This is a genomic window from Xanthomonas sp. CFBP 8443 (genome assembly GCF_025666195.1).
Taxonomy (GTDB): domain Bacteria; phylum Pseudomonadota; class Gammaproteobacteria; order Xanthomonadales; family Xanthomonadaceae; genus Xanthomonas_A.
Genome location: NZ_CP102592.1, coordinates 544,306 through 561,858, shown reverse-complemented (window position 1 = coordinate 561,858; position 17,553 = coordinate 544,306). Strand labels below are relative to the sequence as shown.

At 70.7% G+C, this 17,553-nt stretch carries 12 protein-coding genes; 7 read left to right on the top strand and 5 right to left on the bottom strand.

What is annotated here, in order from left to right; all coding sequences use genetic code 11:
• The first annotated feature begins 602 nt into the window (after nucleotides 1-602).
• Both NUG20_RS02270 and NUG20_RS02265 read left to right on the top strand, forming a co-directional pair.
• Nucleotides 603-1,529: a carbohydrate kinase family protein gene (locus NUG20_RS02270; protein ID WP_263396849.1), complete on the top strand. Its 927-nt coding sequence runs from the start codon at nucleotides 603-605 to the stop codon at nucleotides 1,527-1,529.
• Between the two features lie 120 nt (nucleotides 1,530-1,649).
• On the top strand, nucleotides 1,650-3,227 hold the full coding sequence (locus NUG20_RS02265) for a GGDEF domain-containing protein (protein WP_263396848.1): 1,578 nt from the start codon (nucleotides 1,650-1,652) through the stop codon (nucleotides 3,225-3,227).
• An 84-nt stretch (nucleotides 3,228-3,311) separates the two neighbouring features.
• Here NUG20_RS02265 and NUG20_RS02260 read toward each other — a convergent pair whose 3' ends face one another.
• Complete coding sequence (locus NUG20_RS02260; protein WP_263396847.1) at nucleotides 3,312-4,217, bottom strand: DUF808 domain-containing protein; 906 nt, start codon at nucleotides 4,215-4,217, stop codon at nucleotides 3,312-3,314.
• Between the two features lie 147 nt (nucleotides 4,218-4,364).
• On the opposite strand from NUG20_RS02260, the gene NUG20_RS02255 reads away from it, so the two are divergent.
• Nucleotides 4,365-5,993: a dihydroxyacetone kinase subunit DhaK gene (locus NUG20_RS02255; RefSeq protein WP_263396846.1), complete on the top strand. Its 1,629-nt coding sequence runs from the start codon at nucleotides 4,365-4,367 to the stop codon at nucleotides 5,991-5,993.
• A 149-nt stretch (nucleotides 5,994-6,142) separates the two neighbouring features.
• On the opposite strand, the gene NUG20_RS02250 is transcribed toward NUG20_RS02255, so the two are convergent.
• Nucleotides 6,143-7,297 carry an XAC2610-related protein gene (locus NUG20_RS02250; protein ID WP_263396845.1) on the bottom strand — a complete coding sequence of 385 codons (1,155 nt, stop codon included), beginning with the start codon at nucleotides 7,295-7,297 and terminating at the stop codon, nucleotides 6,143-6,145.
• A gap of 195 nt (nucleotides 7,298-7,492) precedes the next feature.
• On the opposite strand from NUG20_RS02250, the gene NUG20_RS02245 reads away from it, so the two are divergent.
• Complete coding sequence (locus NUG20_RS02245) at nucleotides 7,493-9,184, top strand: ABC1 kinase family protein (RefSeq protein WP_263396844.1); 1,692 nt, start codon at nucleotides 7,493-7,495, stop codon at nucleotides 9,182-9,184.
• A gap of 374 nt (nucleotides 9,185-9,558) precedes the next feature.
• Here NUG20_RS02245 and NUG20_RS02240 read toward each other — a convergent pair whose 3' ends face one another.
• Entirely contained in the window at nucleotides 9,559-11,940 is a 2,382-nt protein-coding gene (locus NUG20_RS02240) for a DUF3772 domain-containing protein (protein WP_263396843.1), read from the bottom strand.
• Between the two features lie 324 nt (nucleotides 11,941-12,264).
• The gene (locus NUG20_RS02235; RefSeq protein WP_263396842.1) at nucleotides 12,265-13,296 is read right to left on the bottom strand and encodes an NAD(P)H-quinone oxidoreductase; all 1,032 of its coding nucleotides are present in this window, start codon (nucleotides 13,294-13,296) and stop codon (nucleotides 12,265-12,267) included.
• A 303-nt stretch (nucleotides 13,297-13,599) separates the two neighbouring features.
• On the opposite strand from NUG20_RS02235, the gene NUG20_RS02230 reads away from it, so the two are divergent.
• On the top strand, nucleotides 13,600-14,967 hold the full coding sequence (locus tag NUG20_RS02230) for a pirin family protein (RefSeq protein WP_263396841.1): 1,368 nt from the start codon (nucleotides 13,600-13,602) through the stop codon (nucleotides 14,965-14,967).
• A gap of 761 nt (nucleotides 14,968-15,728) precedes the next feature.
• Here NUG20_RS02230 and NUG20_RS02225 read toward each other — a convergent pair.
• Nucleotides 15,729-16,331 (bottom strand): DUF4142 domain-containing protein, encoded by a 603-nt coding sequence (locus NUG20_RS02225; protein ID WP_263396840.1) that lies wholly within the window; start codon nucleotides 16,329-16,331, stop codon nucleotides 15,729-15,731.
• A 144-nt stretch (nucleotides 16,332-16,475) separates the two neighbouring features.
• On the opposite strand from NUG20_RS02225, the gene NUG20_RS02220 reads away from it, so the two are divergent.
• Together NUG20_RS02220 and NUG20_RS02215 are read left to right on the top strand one after the other, a co-directional pair.
• Nucleotides 16,476-16,616, top strand: coding sequence for a hypothetical protein (locus NUG20_RS02220; RefSeq protein ID WP_263396839.1), 141 nt, complete (start codon nucleotides 16,476-16,478; stop codon nucleotides 16,614-16,616).
• Between the two features lie 97 nt (nucleotides 16,617-16,713).
• Complete coding sequence (locus NUG20_RS02215; protein WP_263396838.1) at nucleotides 16,714-17,430, top strand: GntR family transcriptional regulator; 717 nt, start codon at nucleotides 16,714-16,716, stop codon at nucleotides 17,428-17,430.
• The last annotated feature ends 123 nt before the right edge of the window (nucleotides 17,431-17,553 follow it).

Below are 17,553 nucleotides of genomic sequence, written 5' to 3'. Positions count from 1 at the left end.
CCCACGAGACGCTTCGCGCCGTACCCTCACCCCAACCCCTCTCCCGGTGGGAGAGGGGCTAAGCGCACTGTGCTGTTCCCTTCTCCCATCGGGACCATGGCCCCTTTCGGGAGAAGGTGGCCCGCAGGGCCGGATGAGGGTACGGGCGAAGCCTCGTACACCAACTCCACGAGACGCTTCGCGCCCTACCCTCACCCCACCCCTCTCCCGGTGGGAGAGGGCTAGGGCTGTTCCTTCTCCCCTTGGGAGAAGGTGCCCCGCAGGGGCGGATGAGGGTACGGGCGCAGCCTCGTGCACCCGAACTCCACGAGACGCTTTCGCGCCAACCCTCACCCCAACCCCTCTCCCGGTGGGAGAGGGGCTAAAGCGCGCAGCGGCTGTTCCCTTCTCCCAACGGGACCATGGCCCCTTTTCGGGGAAAGGTGCCCCCCAGGGCCGGATGAGGGTACGGCGCAGCCTCGTGCACCCGACACACAAGCCCGCGTACCTGCACAGCAGCCGATCCCGCAGCGCCGCGCATGGTCGCCGCGCTGCGGCGCGTACGCCACAATAGCCGCCAGCGCGCCGCCCGGCGCCGCAGCAGCCAACCGAGGAGCCGTTCGATGTTCGTGGTGTGTGGAGAGGCCTTGTACGACATCTTCATCGACGGCTACGCCGGCACCTCGGTCGGCATGACCGCGCGCCAGGGCGGGTCGCCGTTCAACGTGGCGATCGGCCTGGCCCGCCTCGGCACGCCGTCGGCGCTGTTCACCGGCCTGTCCACCGACCCGCTCGGCCGCCAGTTGCGCGGCACCCTGGAACGCGAGGGCGTGGCGCTGGACCACTGCATCGACAAGGCCGAGGCGACCACCCTGGTGATGGTCGCGCTGGACGCGCAAGGCGTGCCCAACTATTCGTTCTACGGCACCGGCTGCGCCGACCGCGCGCTGACCGCGGCCGACCTGCCGGCGCTCGACGCCGCGGTCGGCGGCCTGCATTTCGGCTCCTACACGCTGGTCGCCGAGACCACCGCCAGCACCTTCCAGACCCTGGCCGAGCGCGAACGCACGCAGCGGCTGATCTCGCTGGATCCGAACGTGCGGCCGACGGTGGAACCGGACATGGCGGTATGGCGCGCGCGGCTGGATCGCTGGATCGCGCTGGCGCACGTGGTCAAGGTCAGCCAGGAGGACATCGAGCTGCTGTACCCGCGGCAGGATCCGTTCGCGATCGCGCGCAGCTGGCTGCAGCAGGGCCCGTCGCTGGTGGTGATGACCCTGGGCAGCGACGGCGCGGTGGCCTGGAGCGGCGATGCCGAGGCGCGCGTGGCCGGGCGCGCGGTGCAGGTGGCCGATACCGTCGGCGCCGGCGACAGCTTCCAGGCCGCGCTGCTGCACCAGTTGCCCGACCTGGCCGCGCTCGCCGCGCTGGGCACCTCGGCGCACGCGCTGCAGCGGCTGCTGACGTTCTGCGTGGCCGCCGCGGCGATCAACTGCACCCGCGCCGGCGCCAACCCGCCCAGCCTGGACGAGGTCCGCGCCGCGCTGTAGGGCCGGGGCCAGCGCCGGCTCAAGCGCACGCCGCCGGCGCCGATATCCTGTTCCTGAGCGTCACCCCCGGTCGCCGCGTTTGTGGCAGGGTGGCGCGTTCACTGGAAAGGAAGCGTCCGCATGCCGGATCAACGCGACGAGCCGCCTGCCGGCGGCCTGCGCAAGCTGTTGTCGCCGCGCCGCCGCGCGCCGGCGGCCGCCTCGGCGGTGGCGCCGCACGGCCATGCGCCCGCGCCGGCAGATGCGCAGGGGAGCGATCCGGCCGCGGCCACCGCGGCGCTGATCCAGCTGTTCAACCGCGCCCAAGAGCCGCTGGACCTGCTCGGTGCCTTCGCCGACGGCATGGCCGGCCTGCACGGCGAACTCGGCGACATGGGCCGCCGCCTGCAGTCGGCAGCCGGCAGCGGCGACTGGCCCAGCTACGGCCGCGCGCTGCGCCAGCTGATAGACAAGTACATCCGCACCATCGACGTCGGCGATCCGCTGGCCGGCCCCAGCGACACCGAACGCCTGCGCGACCTGCTGCGCCAGGCCGTGGCCGGCGCGCTGGCCTCGCTGCTGCACAACCTGCCCGAGCTGGCCAACGAATCGGAGGCCACCGGCGAGGCGTTGCGACAGTGGCGGCCGGGCCAGCCGCTGGAACCCCTGGCGCAGCGCGTGCGCGAGCTGTGCCACCAGGTCGCGCTGCGCGCCAGCGACAGCCAGGAGCAGCAGACCCTGCTGCTGGGCCTGTTCGACCTGCTGCTGGAGAACGTCGGCGAACTGCTCGACGACACCAGTTGGCTGCAGGGCCAGATCGCGGTGGTACGCGACCTGATCAGCGGCCCGCTGGACCGCTATTCGATCGAGGAAGCGCGCGGCAGCCTGCGCGAGGTGACCTACAAGCAGGGCCTGCTGAAGCAGGGCATCGCCGAATCCAAGGAGGCGATGAAGGACATGATGGTGTCCTTCGTCGAGAACCTGGACGGCATGGCGATCAGCACCAGCGAATTCCACGACCGCATCGCCGACTATTCGCAGACCATCCGCGACGCGCGCAGCATCGGCGACCTCAACCGGTTGCTGCAGGAAGTGCTGCAGGACACCGGCCACGTGCAGCAGCAGGCGCTGCGCGCGCGCGACCACCTGATCGCCGCGCGCCAGGAAGTGGACGCGGCCGAGCAGCGCATCCTGCGCCTGGAGCAGGAGCTGCAGGACGTCAGCGGGCTGGTGCGGGTCGACCAGCTCACCGGCGCGCTCAACCGCCGCGGCCTGGAGGAACTGTTCGCGCGCGAGCTGGTGCGCACCGAGCGCGGCGAGCAGCCGCTGTGCGTGGCGATGCTGGACCTGGACAACTTCCGCAAGCTCAACGAGATCTACGGCCATCCCGGCGGCGACGCCGCACTGCGCCACGTGGTCGAGGTGGCCCGCACCACGCTGCGCGGCAGCGACGCGATCGCCCGGTTCGGCGGCGAGGAATTCCTGCTGCTGATGCCCGACTGCACCATCTTCGAAGCCGCCGCCGCGGTGACCCGGGTGCAACGCGCCCTGGCCCAGCGCGCGGTGGTGCACGAGGACCAGCGCGTGTTCGTCAGCTTCAGCGCCGGCGTCGCGCTGCGCCGCACCGGCGAGACCCAGGACGTGGTGGTCAAGCGCGCCGACCGCGCCCTGTACGAAGCCAAGAAGGCGGGCAAGAACCGGGTGGTTTCGGCGGATTAGCGCCGGCGCAGCCGGCGCGGGATTGGGGATTGGGCATTCGGGATTGGCAAACGCGAGTGTTTCGCTCTTGCGAATCCCGAATCCCTACTCCCGGCCTTTCCGCAGCTTCTGAAACAACAACACCGCCCCCAGCACCACCGCCCCGGCCACGATGCCGACCAGCGCATTGCCCAGGTTGACGACCAGGCTGCCCCAGGCGCCCGGCGGGGCGATGCCTTCGATGGCGTGGTGCAGCGGGCCGATGCTGTGCACCAGGATGCCGCCGCCGACCAGGAACATCGCCGCGGTGCCGGCGATCGACAGCACCCGCATCAGCCACGGCGCCAGCCACAGGATGCCGCGGCCGATCGCCGCGGCGGCGGCGCCCTTGCGGGTCAGATACAGGCCCAGGTCGTCGAGCTTGACGATGCCGGCGACCAGGCCGTACACGCCGACCGTCATCGCCAGCGCGATCGCCACCAGCACCGACACCTGCTGCACGAACGGCACGTTGGCGACCACGCCCAGCGACAGCACGATGATCTCCGCCGAGAGGATGAAGTCGGTGCGGATCGCGCCCTTGATCTTGTCCTTCTCCAGCGCGACCACGTCCACCTTCTCGTCGGCCAGCGCCTGCAGCTGCTGCGCGTGGTGCTGCGCGTCCTCTTCCTTGGAATGCAGGAAGCGGTGCGCCAGCTTCTCCACGCCCTCGAAGCACAGGAACGCGCCGCCGATCATCATCAGCGGGGTGATCGCCCACGGCAGCCATACGCTGATCGCCAGCGCCGCCGGCACCAGGATCGCCTTGTTGAGCAGCGAGCCCTTGGCCACCGCCCACACCACCGGCAGCTCGCGGTCGGCGTTGACCCCGGTGACCTGTTGCGCGTTCAGCGCCAGGTCGTCGCCGAGCACGCCAGCGGTCTTCTTCGCCGCCACCTTGGTCAGGATGGACACGTCGTCCAGCAACGTGGCGATGTCGTCGAGCAGGGTGAACAGGCTGGCGCCGGCCATGCGGGGATTCCGTTCGAGGGTGAGCGGGGATTCTCGCCGATTCCGCGCGCCGGGTGGGTGAGCAGGGCCACGCACGGCCTCAGCCGCGCATAACGCCGGCTCGGCTACCGTGTGCGGCACACACAACCGCCGCCGCGAAGGACCCCCATGGACCAGTTCCTCACCGCCCCCCGTGCCATCGTCGACGACGTGCTCGACGCCGTCGCCGCGCTGCAGCCGCTGCTGCGCTCGGACCCGGCCAGCGGCGCGCGCATCGTGCTGCAGGCCGAGCGCGACCCGGCGCAGGTCGCGGTGCTGTCCGGCGGCGGCGCCGGCCATGAGCCGGCGCATGCCGGCTTCGTCGGCCCCGGCATGCTCAGCGGCGCCATCGCCGGCGACCTGTTCGCCTCGCCGGGCGTGGAAGCGGTGCTGGCCGCGATCCGCGCCTGCGCCGACGCGCCCGGGGTGCTGCTGGTGATCAAGAACTACACCGGCGACCGGCTCAACTTCGGCCTGGCCGCCGAGCGCGCCCGCGCCGAAGGCATCGACGTGGCCAGCGTGCTGGTCGCCGACGACATCGCCCTGCCCGACGCCGCACAGCCGCGCGGCATCGCCGGCACCGTGCTGGTGCACAAGTACGTCGGCCACCTGGCCCGCGAAGGCGTGCCGCTGGCCGAACTGGCGCAGCGCGGCCAGGCCTTCGCCGACCGCCTGCTGTCGCTGGGCATGGCCCTGTCCAGCTGCACCGTGCCGGGCCAGCACACTGGCCGCCGCGCGCCGGAGCTGGGCCTGGGCATCCACAACGAGCCGGGCACGCGCAAGGTGCAGCCGGCCTCGGTCGAGGAAGCGCTGGCGCTGGTGCTGGACCCTTTGCTCGAACAGGCCGACGCGCGCTACGGCGCCGACGCGCCGCTGCTGCTGATGCTCAACGATCTGGGCGGCTGCTCCACCCAGGAACTGGGCGTGCTGACCCGGCTGGCGCTGCAGCGCATCGGCGTGGCGCGGATCGCCTTGATGACCGTGCCTGCCGCGCTGATGACCTCGATGGACATGCACGGCTTCTCGATCACCCTGGCGCCGGCCGACGCCGACGCGCTCGCCGCGCTCCAGGCGCCGGTGCAGACCCTGGGCTGGCCCGGCGTGCGCGTGCCGCACGCGCCTGCCCACTTCGCCCCGGCGCTGCTGCGCAGCGACGCGCACCGGCACGGCGCCCGCGATGCGCAACGCGGCGCGGCGCTGGCCCGGGTCGCGCATGCGCTGATCGCTGCGCAGGCGGAACTGGACGCGCTGGATGCGCAGACCGGCGACGGCGATGCCGGCAGCACCTTCGCCGCCGGCGCCCGCGCGCTGCAGCAGGCGCTGGACGAGGACGCGCTGGCCACCGGCGAGGCCGCGCCGCTGGCGCACGGCCTGGCGGCGACGATCGAACGCAGCATGGGCGGCTCCAGCGGCGTGCTGCTGTCGATCCTGTTCACCACCGCCGCCACCGAGCTGGAAGCCGGACGCGGCTGGGTGCCGGCATTGCAGGCCGGCGTGGCGCGCATGCAGCACTACGGCGGCGCACAGCCGGGCGATCGCACCATGCTCGACGCGCTGCTGCCGGCACTGGAGGCGCTGGCACGCGGCGGCAGCGCCGACGACGCGGCACGTGCGGCACGCACCGGCGCCGATGCCACCGCGCAACTGGATCGAGCTCGCGCCGGCCGCTCGGCGGCGGTGCCGGCGGACGCGCTGCGCGGCGTGGTCGATCCCGGCGCCGACGCGGTGGCGCGCGCCTTCGCGGCGTGGGGCCCGTAGCCATCTTGCTCCTGTAGGACCGGCTTCAGCCGCGACAGGGTCTTTACCGGAGAGTCGTGTCGCGGCTCCGGAGAGTGCCTGTCGCGGCTGAAGCCGCTCCTACAGAGAGCATCGATGCGCGCCAGGAACATCGATGCGCGGCGCCGGCGCTACTGCGCCGCAGCGGCTTGTGCGGCGCTCAGCGCCTGCGCCACCGCCTGCAACGATCCATGCACCGATCCAGGCTGCAATGCCAGCGGCTGGGTCTTGCCGCGCACGACGACTTCCATGCGCTGCGGCACGCCCTGCGCATCGCCGACGATGCGGTAGCGGGTGTCGCCGCGTCCGAAGCCGAGTACGTGCCGGTCGGCGTCGTAGTCGAAACCTTCGCCCGCGCCGTCCGGATACAGCAGGTCCACCCGCTGCTGCGCGCCGATCGCCGCGTAGTACGGCGCCGCGGCCTCGCCGTCGCCCGCGTCGGCGAACACGACGATGCGCTTGCCGGCGGGGGCGAGGCGGAACTCGAGCAGGATCTTGTGCGGCAACAACGCCATGCTGCCGTCCTCGTCCCACAGGTAGTACTGCTCCGCCACGCGCCTGCCGCCCTGGTCGCGGTAGCGCGTCTCCTGGGCCAGGCCCGGCGGGGCGCCGGTGGCGTCCTCGACCAGTTCGCGCTCCAGCAGCGGCTCGCCATTGCGCACCGTGTACACCGCCGACTGATGCCAGCAGCAGCCGTCCTTGGTCGAGGTGCGGAGTTCGTGCGCCTGCGCGTCCACCTGGAACAGGCCGCAGTTGCTCTGCGCCAGCTCGGTGAATGCCGGACTCGGCGCGAAGCCGTCGGCGGTGCCGAGGTACACCTGGTAGGAGGGGCCGTGGTAGCAGCTGTTCTGCCCGTCCATCAACGCCAGGTCCTTGATCCCGTCGAAATTGAAATCGGCGTAGATCAGCACGCTCTGCTCGCCGTACGGCAGTTCGTGCACGTTGGCCCTGGCCTTGCCGCCCTGGTCATCGGTGTGCAGCACCAGCTCGGGCGAAGCCACCTCGATCAGCGGCGTGGCGCGGCCGCGCGCGAACACGCGCACGATGCCGGGGCGGAACACCTCGCTGGTGTCCTCGATCTCCAGCGTCGCTCGGTAGCGCGCGGAAAAATCCTGCACCTCATAGGTGCGGCGCTGGCTGCCGGCGAAGGCCTGCGCATCGAAGCCGTCGTCGGCGTCGCGCTGCGGCGCGGCCGACGTGGTGGCCGCCAGCAATAGCCCGCCCAGCAAGGCGAGACCGCAGCGCCAGGCGGCGCGCACGGGGAGGGGCGCAGAGAACGACCGCATGGCATGTCCTGGAGGTAGGCACTGTGTGCCGGAGCGACGGATTCTAGAGCAGCCTGCCCACTGCGGCGTGCGCTGGCGCGCCACTGGCCCGTGTCCGGCGGCCCGGCCCCACCGCGGCGTCGCGAGTTCACCGGGCGACGACCCGGCCCCGGCCACACTGGCCGCCGCAATCCCTGCCATTTCCGGAGCCGAACCTTGAGCGCGACGCCCGACGCTGCGGACACCTCGCACGTAGTCGGCGGCCTCAGCCGCCGCACCCAGATCCTGCGCCTGCTGCTGCGCTACCGCAGCTCGGGCGTGTTTTCCGGCATGGACGTGGAGGCCGCCGACGCCGAGCACGCGCTGCCGCCGGAAGGCACGCCCGAGCAGTTCGTTACCGACCTGGAGGCGCTGGGCCCGACCTTCGTCAAGCTCGGGCAGATGCTGTCCACGCGTCCGGACGTGGTGCCGCCGGAATTCGCCACCGCGCTGGAGCGGATGCAGGAAAACACCGCGCCGATCCCGGTGGAGCGCATCCGCGAGATCGTCGAGGCCGAACTCGGCGTGCCGGTCAACAAGGCCTTCTCCGCGTTCGACGACACCCCGCTGGGCACCGCCTCGCTGGCCCAGGTGCACCGCGCCGCGTTGCGCGACGGCACGCCGGTGGCGATCAAGGTGCAAAAGCCCGAAGTGGCCGCGCAGGTACGCTCTGACCTGGAGGTGCTCAAGAGCTTCGCCAGCGCCGCCGACAAGCTGACCGGGCTGGGCCGGCGCATCCGCTTCGCCGACTGGCTGGCCGAGTTCGGCAAGGCGCTGCTGGCCGAACTGAACTACGAGGCCGAAGCGGAGAACCTGGCGCGCTTCGGCGAGCATCTCAAGCCGTTCCCGCAGCTGTGGGTGCCGCAGCCGATCTGGGACCTGAGCAGCCGCAAGGTGCTGACCATGCAGCTGGCCGAAGGCGTGCGCGTGGACAAGATCTCCGGGCTGCGCCGCACCGAACAGCCGATGGACGACCTGGCCGCGGCGCTGGTGCGCGGCTACCTGGACCAGATGTTCGTGCACGGCGAGATCCACGCCGATCCGCACCCGGGCAACCTGCGCGTGCTGAGCGACGGGCGCCTGGCGATCTTCGACCTGGGCATGGTCGCGCACGTGCCGCCGAAGCTGCGCGAGCGCCTGCTCAAGCTGCTGTTCGCCGCGGTCGATGGCCGCGGCGAGGAAGTGGCCGAGGAGACCATCGCGCTGAGCACGCGCCTGGAGGATTTCGACGAGGACCACTACCAGCGCGAGACCGGGCAGATGATCGCGCGCTATGCCGCGCACGACGCCACTTCCGAAGGCCGCGTGGTGCTGGACCTGGTGCGCATCGCCACCGCCTACGGGCTGCGCACGCCGCCGGAACTGAGCCTGCTCGGCAAGACCCTGCTGAACCTGGAAGCGGTGTGCCGCGCGCTGTCGCCCAACCTGGACACGCGCAGCGTGGTCGAGGACCAGCTGCAGCACGTGATGCGCGCGCGGCTGAAGAAGTCGCTGTCGGCGGCGAACCTGGCCAGCGAAGCGATGGAAATGCAGGCGCTGCTGCGCGAAGGCCCGCGCAAGCTGTCGGACATCCTGTCGCTGGCCGCCGACAACCGCCTGCAGGTGCGCGTGGCCGGGCTGGAGGAATCGCGGCTGATGGAGAGCCTGCAGAAGATCGCCAACCGCGTCGCCGCCGGCGTGGTCACCGCCGCGCTGATCCTGGCCTCGGCGCAGATGATGCGCATCGACACCGGCAGCAAGCTGTTCGGCTACCCGACGATCGCGATGGTGCTGTTCCTGCTGGGCGTGGCGTTGGGCCTGGGTATCGTGATCAGCGCGGTGCTGTTCGACCGGCGCGCGCATGCGCGCGAGGAGCGCGGGCGGCGTTAGGGCCGGGACTCGGGACTCGGGACTCGGGACTCGGGACTCGGGACTCGGGACTCGGGACTCGGGACTCGGGACTCGGGACTCGGGACTCGGGACTCGGGACTCGGGACTCGGGACGGCAGGATGATGTTCCGGGGGAAATCCCTGTCAAGCGATTTGATGCAAAAAGGCCGCTTTTCTTAAGAAAAAGCGGCCCTTTTTTTCGGCTCCGGCGCAACCGCTTTTTTCTGTAGGAGGGGCTTCAGCCCCGACGCCTTACCGATAACGCGTCGGGGCTGAAGCCCCTCCCACAGAAAAGCAAAAAAGCGGCGAACTTGCGAAAATCCCGAGTCCCGAGTCCCGAGTCCCGAGTCCCGAGTCCCGAGTCCCGAGTCCCGCTACTCCCTCGGATCACGCAACAGCTTGACCTCCTGCGGCGACTCCAACGCGATGCCCTCTTCCGCCAGGCGCTGCAGCAGGCTGAAGAACAGGTCGCTGCGGGTGCCGTAGACCAGCCGCGGATTGGCGACGTAGGCGAAGCTGTTGAGGGTGACGTGGCCGCTGGCGATGGAATCGATGAACACCGACGGTGCCGGGTCCTCCTGCACGCCCGGGTGCGCGGCATAGAGCTGCATCAGCAGTTCGCGCAGCTTGACCACGTCGGTGCCCAGCGACACCGCGAACTGGATCTGCACCCGGCCCAGCGGGCCGGCCAGGGTCATGTTGCGCAGGGGTTTGGTGATCAGTTCGGAGTTGGGCACGATCAGCGTGGAGCGGTCGCCGACCTGGATCTCGGTGGAGCGCACGCTGATCTTGCGCACGTCGCCCTCCTGGTCGCCGATCTTGACCCAGTCGCCGATCTTGACCGGGCGCTCGGCCAGCAGGATCAAGCCGGACACGAAGTTCTGGATGATCGACTGCAGGCCGAAGCCGATGCCGACCGACAGCGCGCTGACCACCAGCGCGATCTGCGCCACCTCGATGCCCGACGCCGCCAGCGCGCACAGCGCCGCGAACAGGATGCCGGCGTAGCGGGCCACGGTGCTGACCGAATTGCGCGAGCCGTCGTCCAGTTCGGTCTTGGGCAGGTAGGTCTGGGTCAGCCAGCCATGGATGTACTGCATCGCCAGCAGGCCCAGGCCCAGCACCAGCACCGCGCGCACGACGTCGCCCAGATACAGGTGACCCTTGCCGATCGGAATGCCCTGGGTCAGCACCGAAAACCAGTCGGTCAGGGTCGACACGTTGGTCCCGAACGGCATCAGCAGCGCGCCCAGGCCGATCAGCAGCAAGACCACGCGCAACAGCGCCGAGGTCAGCACGCCGGCCTGCTCCAGGCGGCTGGCGCGCACCCCGAACGCGCCATTGGCGGCGCGCCCGATGCGGCCTTCGCTGGCGAACAGCCACAGCGCGAAGTCGTCGGCGAAGGTCATCAGCAGGCGGATCGCGCCGACGATCATGGTGATCCAGATGATCTGCCGGGTGATGAACAGGCCCAGGTGCAGATAGCCCAGCAGCGAGGCCAGCAAGGCCACCACCACCACCACCCGCACCAGCATGCCGACCAGCGCCAGCACACCGCCATGCTGTCCCGGCGGCGGCGGTTGCGCGTTGGCCAGCGCCTGCGCCGCGGCTTCGGCGTACTGGCGCCGGCGCAGCCGCGACAGGCTGGTCAGGATCGCCAGGATCAGCACCGCATAGACCAGCGCGATGACGCCCTCGGCGGCGAACGTGGCCGATTCGCTGGTCAGGCTGGCCCGATTGATCACCAGCAGCATGCTGCTGAGCCAGGCCAGCGTCGCGGTGGCCCAGGTGAACTTGCGCAGGCGCCGCGCGGTGGCGTCGTCGATCGGGAACAGCCGCCACGACGGCTGGTTCGGCAGCAGCACGCTGGCGCCCAGCGAGCCCATGAACGCGGCGGCGAAGCTGTACACGAGGAAGCCATGCACCACGATCTCCAGCTTCGCCGGCACCGCGCCGATGCTGCGCAGGCTCTCGGCCAGCACCAGCGCAGCCAGGCCCGGCGTCAGCGTGCCCAGCAGCAGGAACCACAGCGCCAGCCCGGAGCGGCGCAGGCGGCTGCCCGGCGCGCGCGAGACCGCATAGCGCTTGCCCAGCCAGCGCAGCAGGTAGCGCAACGGGAACAGCAGCACCAACGCGATGGCCACGCCGATGCCCAGCCCCCGGGCGCCATTCTTGGCGATCGCCGCGTCCAGCGCCTGCGCACCGAGCCGGTACAGGTCGAGCAGGCGTTCGCGGTCGTCGGGGAAATCGCTGGCGATCTGCCGCCACAGCGCCGGCGACAGCGGCGAGGCCGAGCGCAGCGACAGTTCCTGGCTGAAGTGCTCGGCCTGCACGCCTTCGATCTGCTCGCCGAGCTGCTTGGCCTCCACCGCCAGCAGCCTGCCGCGCTTGATCCCCGAATCCAGCGGCGCGCGCTGCTTGGCCAGGTCCTTGCGCTGCGCGGCGATGTCGCTGGCCTCGCCCGCGACAGCCTCGCCGAGCTGCTGCAGGCGCGCATCGACCTGGGCCAACTGCGGAGTCAGCGCCGCGACCGCGGCATCGGCATCGCGCTGCGCATCGGCGACCTTGTCGAGCAGTTCGCGCAGCGCGGTCGGATCGGCGGCGTCCATGCCGCGCCGCGCGTCCTGCAGCGTCTGCTCGGCGCCTTCCAGCAGGGCCTGCGGGTCGGGCGCCTGCGGCGCGTCCTGCGGCTGCGCGCCCGCCGCCGCGCACAGGCACAGCAACAGCGCCAGCAGCGCGCAGCGCAGCAATGGCATCGGCAAGGCGGAACGGAACGGAAAGCGCACGCGAGGACCGGCAGTCAGGCGCGGACCACCGCGCGTGCGGCGCAATATACGGGGTGGGGCTTGAACGGAGCCAGCGGCGCGGCCGTGGCGGGCGCGTGGATGGCGCGGCGGGTGGGTGCCTGTCGCGGCTGAAGCCGCTCCTACAAGGGCGGGCCGGCGGTGTACCAACGCCTGCGGGCGCTATGGCACCTCGCTCACTGCGCTGGGCCTACCTCCCCGCATATCCACCTGCTCCGCCATGCGACCCCACTGTAGGAGCGGCTTCAGCCGCGACAGGCACTCACGGTCTCCGGCTCACTGCCCCGTCCCCGCCTGCGTCAGCAGCACGATCTTGCCGATATGCGCGCTGGATTCCATCCGCGCGTGCGCCTGCGCCGCCTCGGCCAGCGGGAAGCAGCGGTCCAGTTGCGGCTTGATCCGGCCCTGTTCGAGCAGCGGCCACACCTGCTGCTCCAGCTCGCGCGCGATCGCCGCCTTCTCCATCACCGAGCGCGGGCGCAGGGTCGAGCCGGTGTGGGTCAGGCGCTTGGCCAGCAGCGGCATCAGGTCCAGTTCGCGGACTTTGCCCTGCTGGATGCCGATCTGCACGATGCGCCCGTCCAGCGCCGCGGCCTGGTAGTTGCGCGGCAGGTAGTCGCCGCCGAGCAGGTCCACGATCAGGTCGGCGCCGCGGCCATGGGTCAGGCGCAGGGTCTCGGCGACGAAGTCCTCTTCGCGGTACAGGATCGCCGCCTCCGCGCCCAGCGCCAGGCTGGCCGCGCGCTTGTCGGCCGAGCCGACCGTGCTGATCACCCGCGCGCCGAACGCGGTACCCAGCAGCGTGGCGACGCTACCGATGCCGGAGGTGCCGCCATGCACCAGCATGGTCTCGCCGGCCTGCAGGCGGCCGCGCTGGAACACGTTGGCCCACACCGTGAAGAAGGTCTCCGGCAATGCCGCGGCCTCGGCCAGGCGCAACGGCGACGGCACCGGCAGCGCATTGCGCTCGTGCACCACCGCGTACTCGGCATAGCCGCCGCCGGCGACCAGCGCGCACACCGCATCGCCAAGCCGATAGCGCTCCACGCCCTCGCCCAGCGCCACCACCTCGCCGGCGAACTCCAGCCCGGGCAGCGGCGAGGCGCCCGGCGGCGGCGGATAGCTGCCACGGCGCTGCATCACGTCGGGGCGGTTGACCCCGGCCGCGGCCACCCGCACCAGCAGTTCGCCGCGGCCCGGATGCGGCAGCGGCAGGCGCACCGGCACCAGCACCTCCGGCTCGCCGGGTTGGCGGATCTCGATCGCGATCATCGAATCGGGGAGCGGCACGGCGGAGGTCGGGGACATGGCGGGAACCTGGGCAAAGGCGCAGCGCCACGGGGGCGCGAAACGCGGGGGAACCGCGATGATCGGCCTTCGCCGCGTTGCGGTCCGTGACGGTGCGCGCAGCGTTTCCTTCTGGGCCGACACTGCCCGCCCGGGAGTGGAGAACGCCGGGAAACACTGTGTGGGAGCGACTTCAGTCGCGACAGGCCTTACCGGAAAGCCCGTCGCGACTGAAGTCGCTCCCACAGGTGTGTAATCGGCTTGGAGAGAGACGCCAATCGCCTGCCACCTCCATCTGTACCGCCCAAGGCGTCAGCGTCGGCATTGGCGGCCATCCCCTGCCATGCGTCCGACGCGCCGCAGCGGCGGCAACGGATCGGCACGGGCAGCGCAGGCCGCCGCGGCGACCCGACAGCGCGAGCGCCGCTCGCGCAGCCTGTCGCCATCGAAGCAGTTGTCGCACAGCGCCTGCAGCGGAGACGGCATCGCCGCGGCCGCGTTCCACGTGCGGGACAGGATGTCCTCCACACCGGCCTTCCATTCCGCCGAGCGCGCGCCATATTCGATAAATTGCCGCTGCCTCCCAGCCGCGCCCGCACCAAGGACACCTTCATGACCGACCCCGTCGTCCAGATCGAACCGCTCGGCTTTCCCTGGGAAACCATCGATCCGTTCCTGTTCTGCGTCTATCACGACGACGCCTACCCCGCCGGCAATGGCGCGATGGGTCCGGCGGTGTCGCTCGAAGGCCGCGCCATCGGCCAGGACTTCAGCCGCAAGGACGGCTGGAGCATGTATCACGGCAGCGACGTCCCCGGCTTTCCCGGTCACCCGCACCGCGGCTTCGAGACCGTGACCATCGTGCGCCAGGGGCTCATCGACCATTCCGACTCGCTCGGCGCGGCAGCGCGCTTTGGCGCCGGCGACGTGCAGTGGCTGACGGCCGGTGCCGGCGTCGTCCATTCGGAAATGTTCCCGTTGCTCGACACCGCCGCGCCCAACCCGCTGGAGCTGTTCCAGATCTGGCTCAACCTGCCGGCGCGCAGCAAGATGGTGGCGCCGCACTTCACCATGTTCTGGGCGCAAGACCTGCCGCGCTTCACCGCCACCGACGACGCCGGCCGCACGACCGACGTGGCCTGCGTGGCCGGCCGCATCGGCCCCGTCGATGCCGCGCCCGGCACGGCCGGCGGCCCGCTCGCGCCGCCGCCGGATTCGTGGGCCGCGCAGGACGATGCCGACGTGGCCATCTGGACGATCCGCATGGCGCCCGGCGCACGCTGGACGCTGCCCGCCGCGCAAGGCCGGGACACGCGCCGCAGCCTGTACTTCTTCAAGGGCGCCTCGGTGACCGTGGGCGGACGCGAGGTGACACGCCACGCCGCCATCGAACTGCGCGCCGATCAGGCGGTCGAACTGGTCAACGGCGCTGCGGCCGAGAGCGAGTTCCTGGTGCTGCAGGGCCGGCCGATCGCCGAACCGGTCGCGCAACATGGCCCCTTCGTGATGAACACCCAGGCCGAGATCGCACAGGCCATGGCCGACTACCGCCGCACCCAGTTCGGCGGCTGGCCCTGGAAGGACGAGGCGCCGGTGCACGGGAGCGATCCGAACCGCTTCGCGCGCCACCCGGATGGTCGCGAAGAACGGCCGGCACCGCTCGCGGCAGCTGCGGACAGCGCGGGCGGTTAGGGGTTGTTCCCTGGCGTATGGCTGCGGAAATTTGACCACGACAGCTTTACCTCGATCCCTCTCCCGAGGGGAGAGGGGCTAACAGCTATCCCTTCTCCCCTCGGGAGAAGGTGGCCCGCAGGGCCGGATGAGGGTACGGGCGAAGCCTCGTGCACCCTAACTCCGCGAGACGCTGCGCGCCGTACCCTCACCCCAACCGCTCTCCCGACGGGAGAGGGGCTAGGCTGTTCCCTTCTCCCAGCGGGACCATGGCCCCCTTTTGGGGGGAAGGTGCCCTGCAGGGGCGGATGAGGGTACGGGCGCAGCTTCGTACACCCAACTCCGCGAGACGCTGCGCGCCGTACCCTCACCCCAACCCCTCTCCCGACGGGAGAGGGGCTGAGGCTGTTCCCTTCTCCCATCGGGAGAAGGTGCCCCGCAGGGGCGGATGAGGGTACGGGCGAAGCCTCGTGCACCCTAACTCCGCGAGACGCTTCGCGCCGGACCCTCACCCCAACCCCTCTCCCGACGGGAGAGGGGCTGAGGCTGTTCCCTTCTCCCAGCGGGAGAAGGTGCCCCGCAGGGGCGGATGAGGGTACGGGCGAAGCCTCGTGACCCAAACTCCGCGAGACGCTGCGCGCCGTACCCTCACCCCAACCCCTCTCCCGACGGGAGAGGGGCTAGGCTGTTCCCTTCTCCCAGCGGAACCATGGCCCCCTTTTCGAGGGAAGGTGGCCCGCAGGGCCGGATGACGGTACGGGCGCAGCCTCGCGTCGATCCGCTCAGTACCGCGCCGACGCCAGCGCCTGCGCGCGCTCCAGTTGCTCGGCGATGCGCTTGCGCGCCTGCTGCAGTTCCTGCTTCGTCGCGTCCTGTTGCGCCGCCGGCACCAGCTCGGCATCGATCACGTTAAGCGCGTCGGAATAGCTGCGCACCATCGTCGCCATGTAGGCGTTCATGTAGGCCGATGCGTCCTTCTGCTGATCCAGCGCCTGCAATTGCGCTTTGCCCTTGGCCGCCTGCGCGGCGATCTTCTCCGCATCGCCCGGTCCACCCTTGCCGGCGTCCGCGGCCGCGGCGCCCTGGTGCGCGGCGACCACCTCGCGGGCGAAATCGGCGACGCTGCCGCTGACATTGCGCGACAGCGCCTGCTGCGACAACGCCACCGCATTGCCTTCCAGCACCTGCAGCATCGCCTTGGCAGACGCGTCGCCGGCGATCGCCTCGCGTCCGCTTTCGCCGCCGACCGGCGCGGCGGTCGGTGCCGGCGAGGTCGCCGGGGCGGTGCGCGACGCCTGGTCGCCAGGCTTGCCGCAGCCGCTCAGCGCCATGGCGGCGAGCGCCGCGAGAATCGGAAGCCGGATCGTGATGCGCGTCGGGGTCATGGGGTACTCCTGGTTTGCCAGTGCCTACCTTGCCCATGCAGCGCGCAAACCCGCGTGAATCGCTGCGCTTTTCATGACACGCCCTCGACGCGGCCAAGCGCATGCAGTGGTCTGCCGCAACCGCGGCGCTCATGGAGAGCGCACATGGCCAACAACGAGAAAACCGGCACCAAGGCCGGCAAGGCGGCATCCAAGGTGCTCAAGGACGGACGCACCGGCAAGGACAGCAAGACCGCCGCAGGATCGGCACTGTCGCAGCGCCCGGACAAGAAGAAAGGCAAGTAGACCTGCCGGCGGGAAGTGCCGCAGCCGGCGGCGTTTGCCGCCGGCCGCTAGAATGCTGCCATCGCCATCAAAGGCTCCAGAGCGCTTCGACCCGCCGATGACCCTCGCGCCCGACACCCGCACACCGCGCAAGCGCGTGGCGCTGTACGAAGACGTGGCCGAGCGGCTGCGGCAGAAGATCTACGACTACGTGCTGCCGCCGGGCGAGTGGATCGACGAGCCGGCGCTGGTCGCCGAATTGGGCATCAGCCGCACCCCGCTGCGCGAGAGCCTCAAGCTGCTCGCCGCCGAAGGCCTGGTGCAGATCGAGCCCGGTCGCGGCGCACGCGTGACCCGGTTGAACCTGGAAGACCTCAACGAGCTGTTCCCGGTGATGGCGCTGCTGGAAGGCCGCTGCGCCTACGAGGCGGTGCGCAAGGTCGACGCCGCCGGCCTGGCGCGGCTGGAAACGCTGCATGCGCGCATGGAGCAGGCCGCCGACGAAGGCGACCTGGCCGAGTACTACCGGCAGAACTACCTGATCCACGAATCGGTGCAGGAATTCGCCGGCAATCCGTGGCTGATCCGCGTCACCCACGACCTGCACCGCATCCTCAAGATGCACCGCGGGCGCCAGCTGCTGGCGCCCGGACGCATGCAGCAATCGCTGTCCGAGCACCGCGAGCTGATGGACTGTTTCCGCCGCGGCGACGCCGAAGGCGCCGAGCGCACCATGAACCGGCACCTGCAAAGCCAGGGCAACGCGCTGGCGATGTACGTGGCCGCCGGCGGCAAGCTCAATGTGCCGGCGCCGTTGCCTAGCGGCCGGGATTAGGGATTGGAGATTCGGGATTCGTAACGGCAGCATCTGCTGCGCCGATGAGCTGATGCGCTGGTTGAAACTATGCACAAGAAAGCGCCGACCCAAGGGCCGGCTCTTTTTTGTGCAACTCACGTT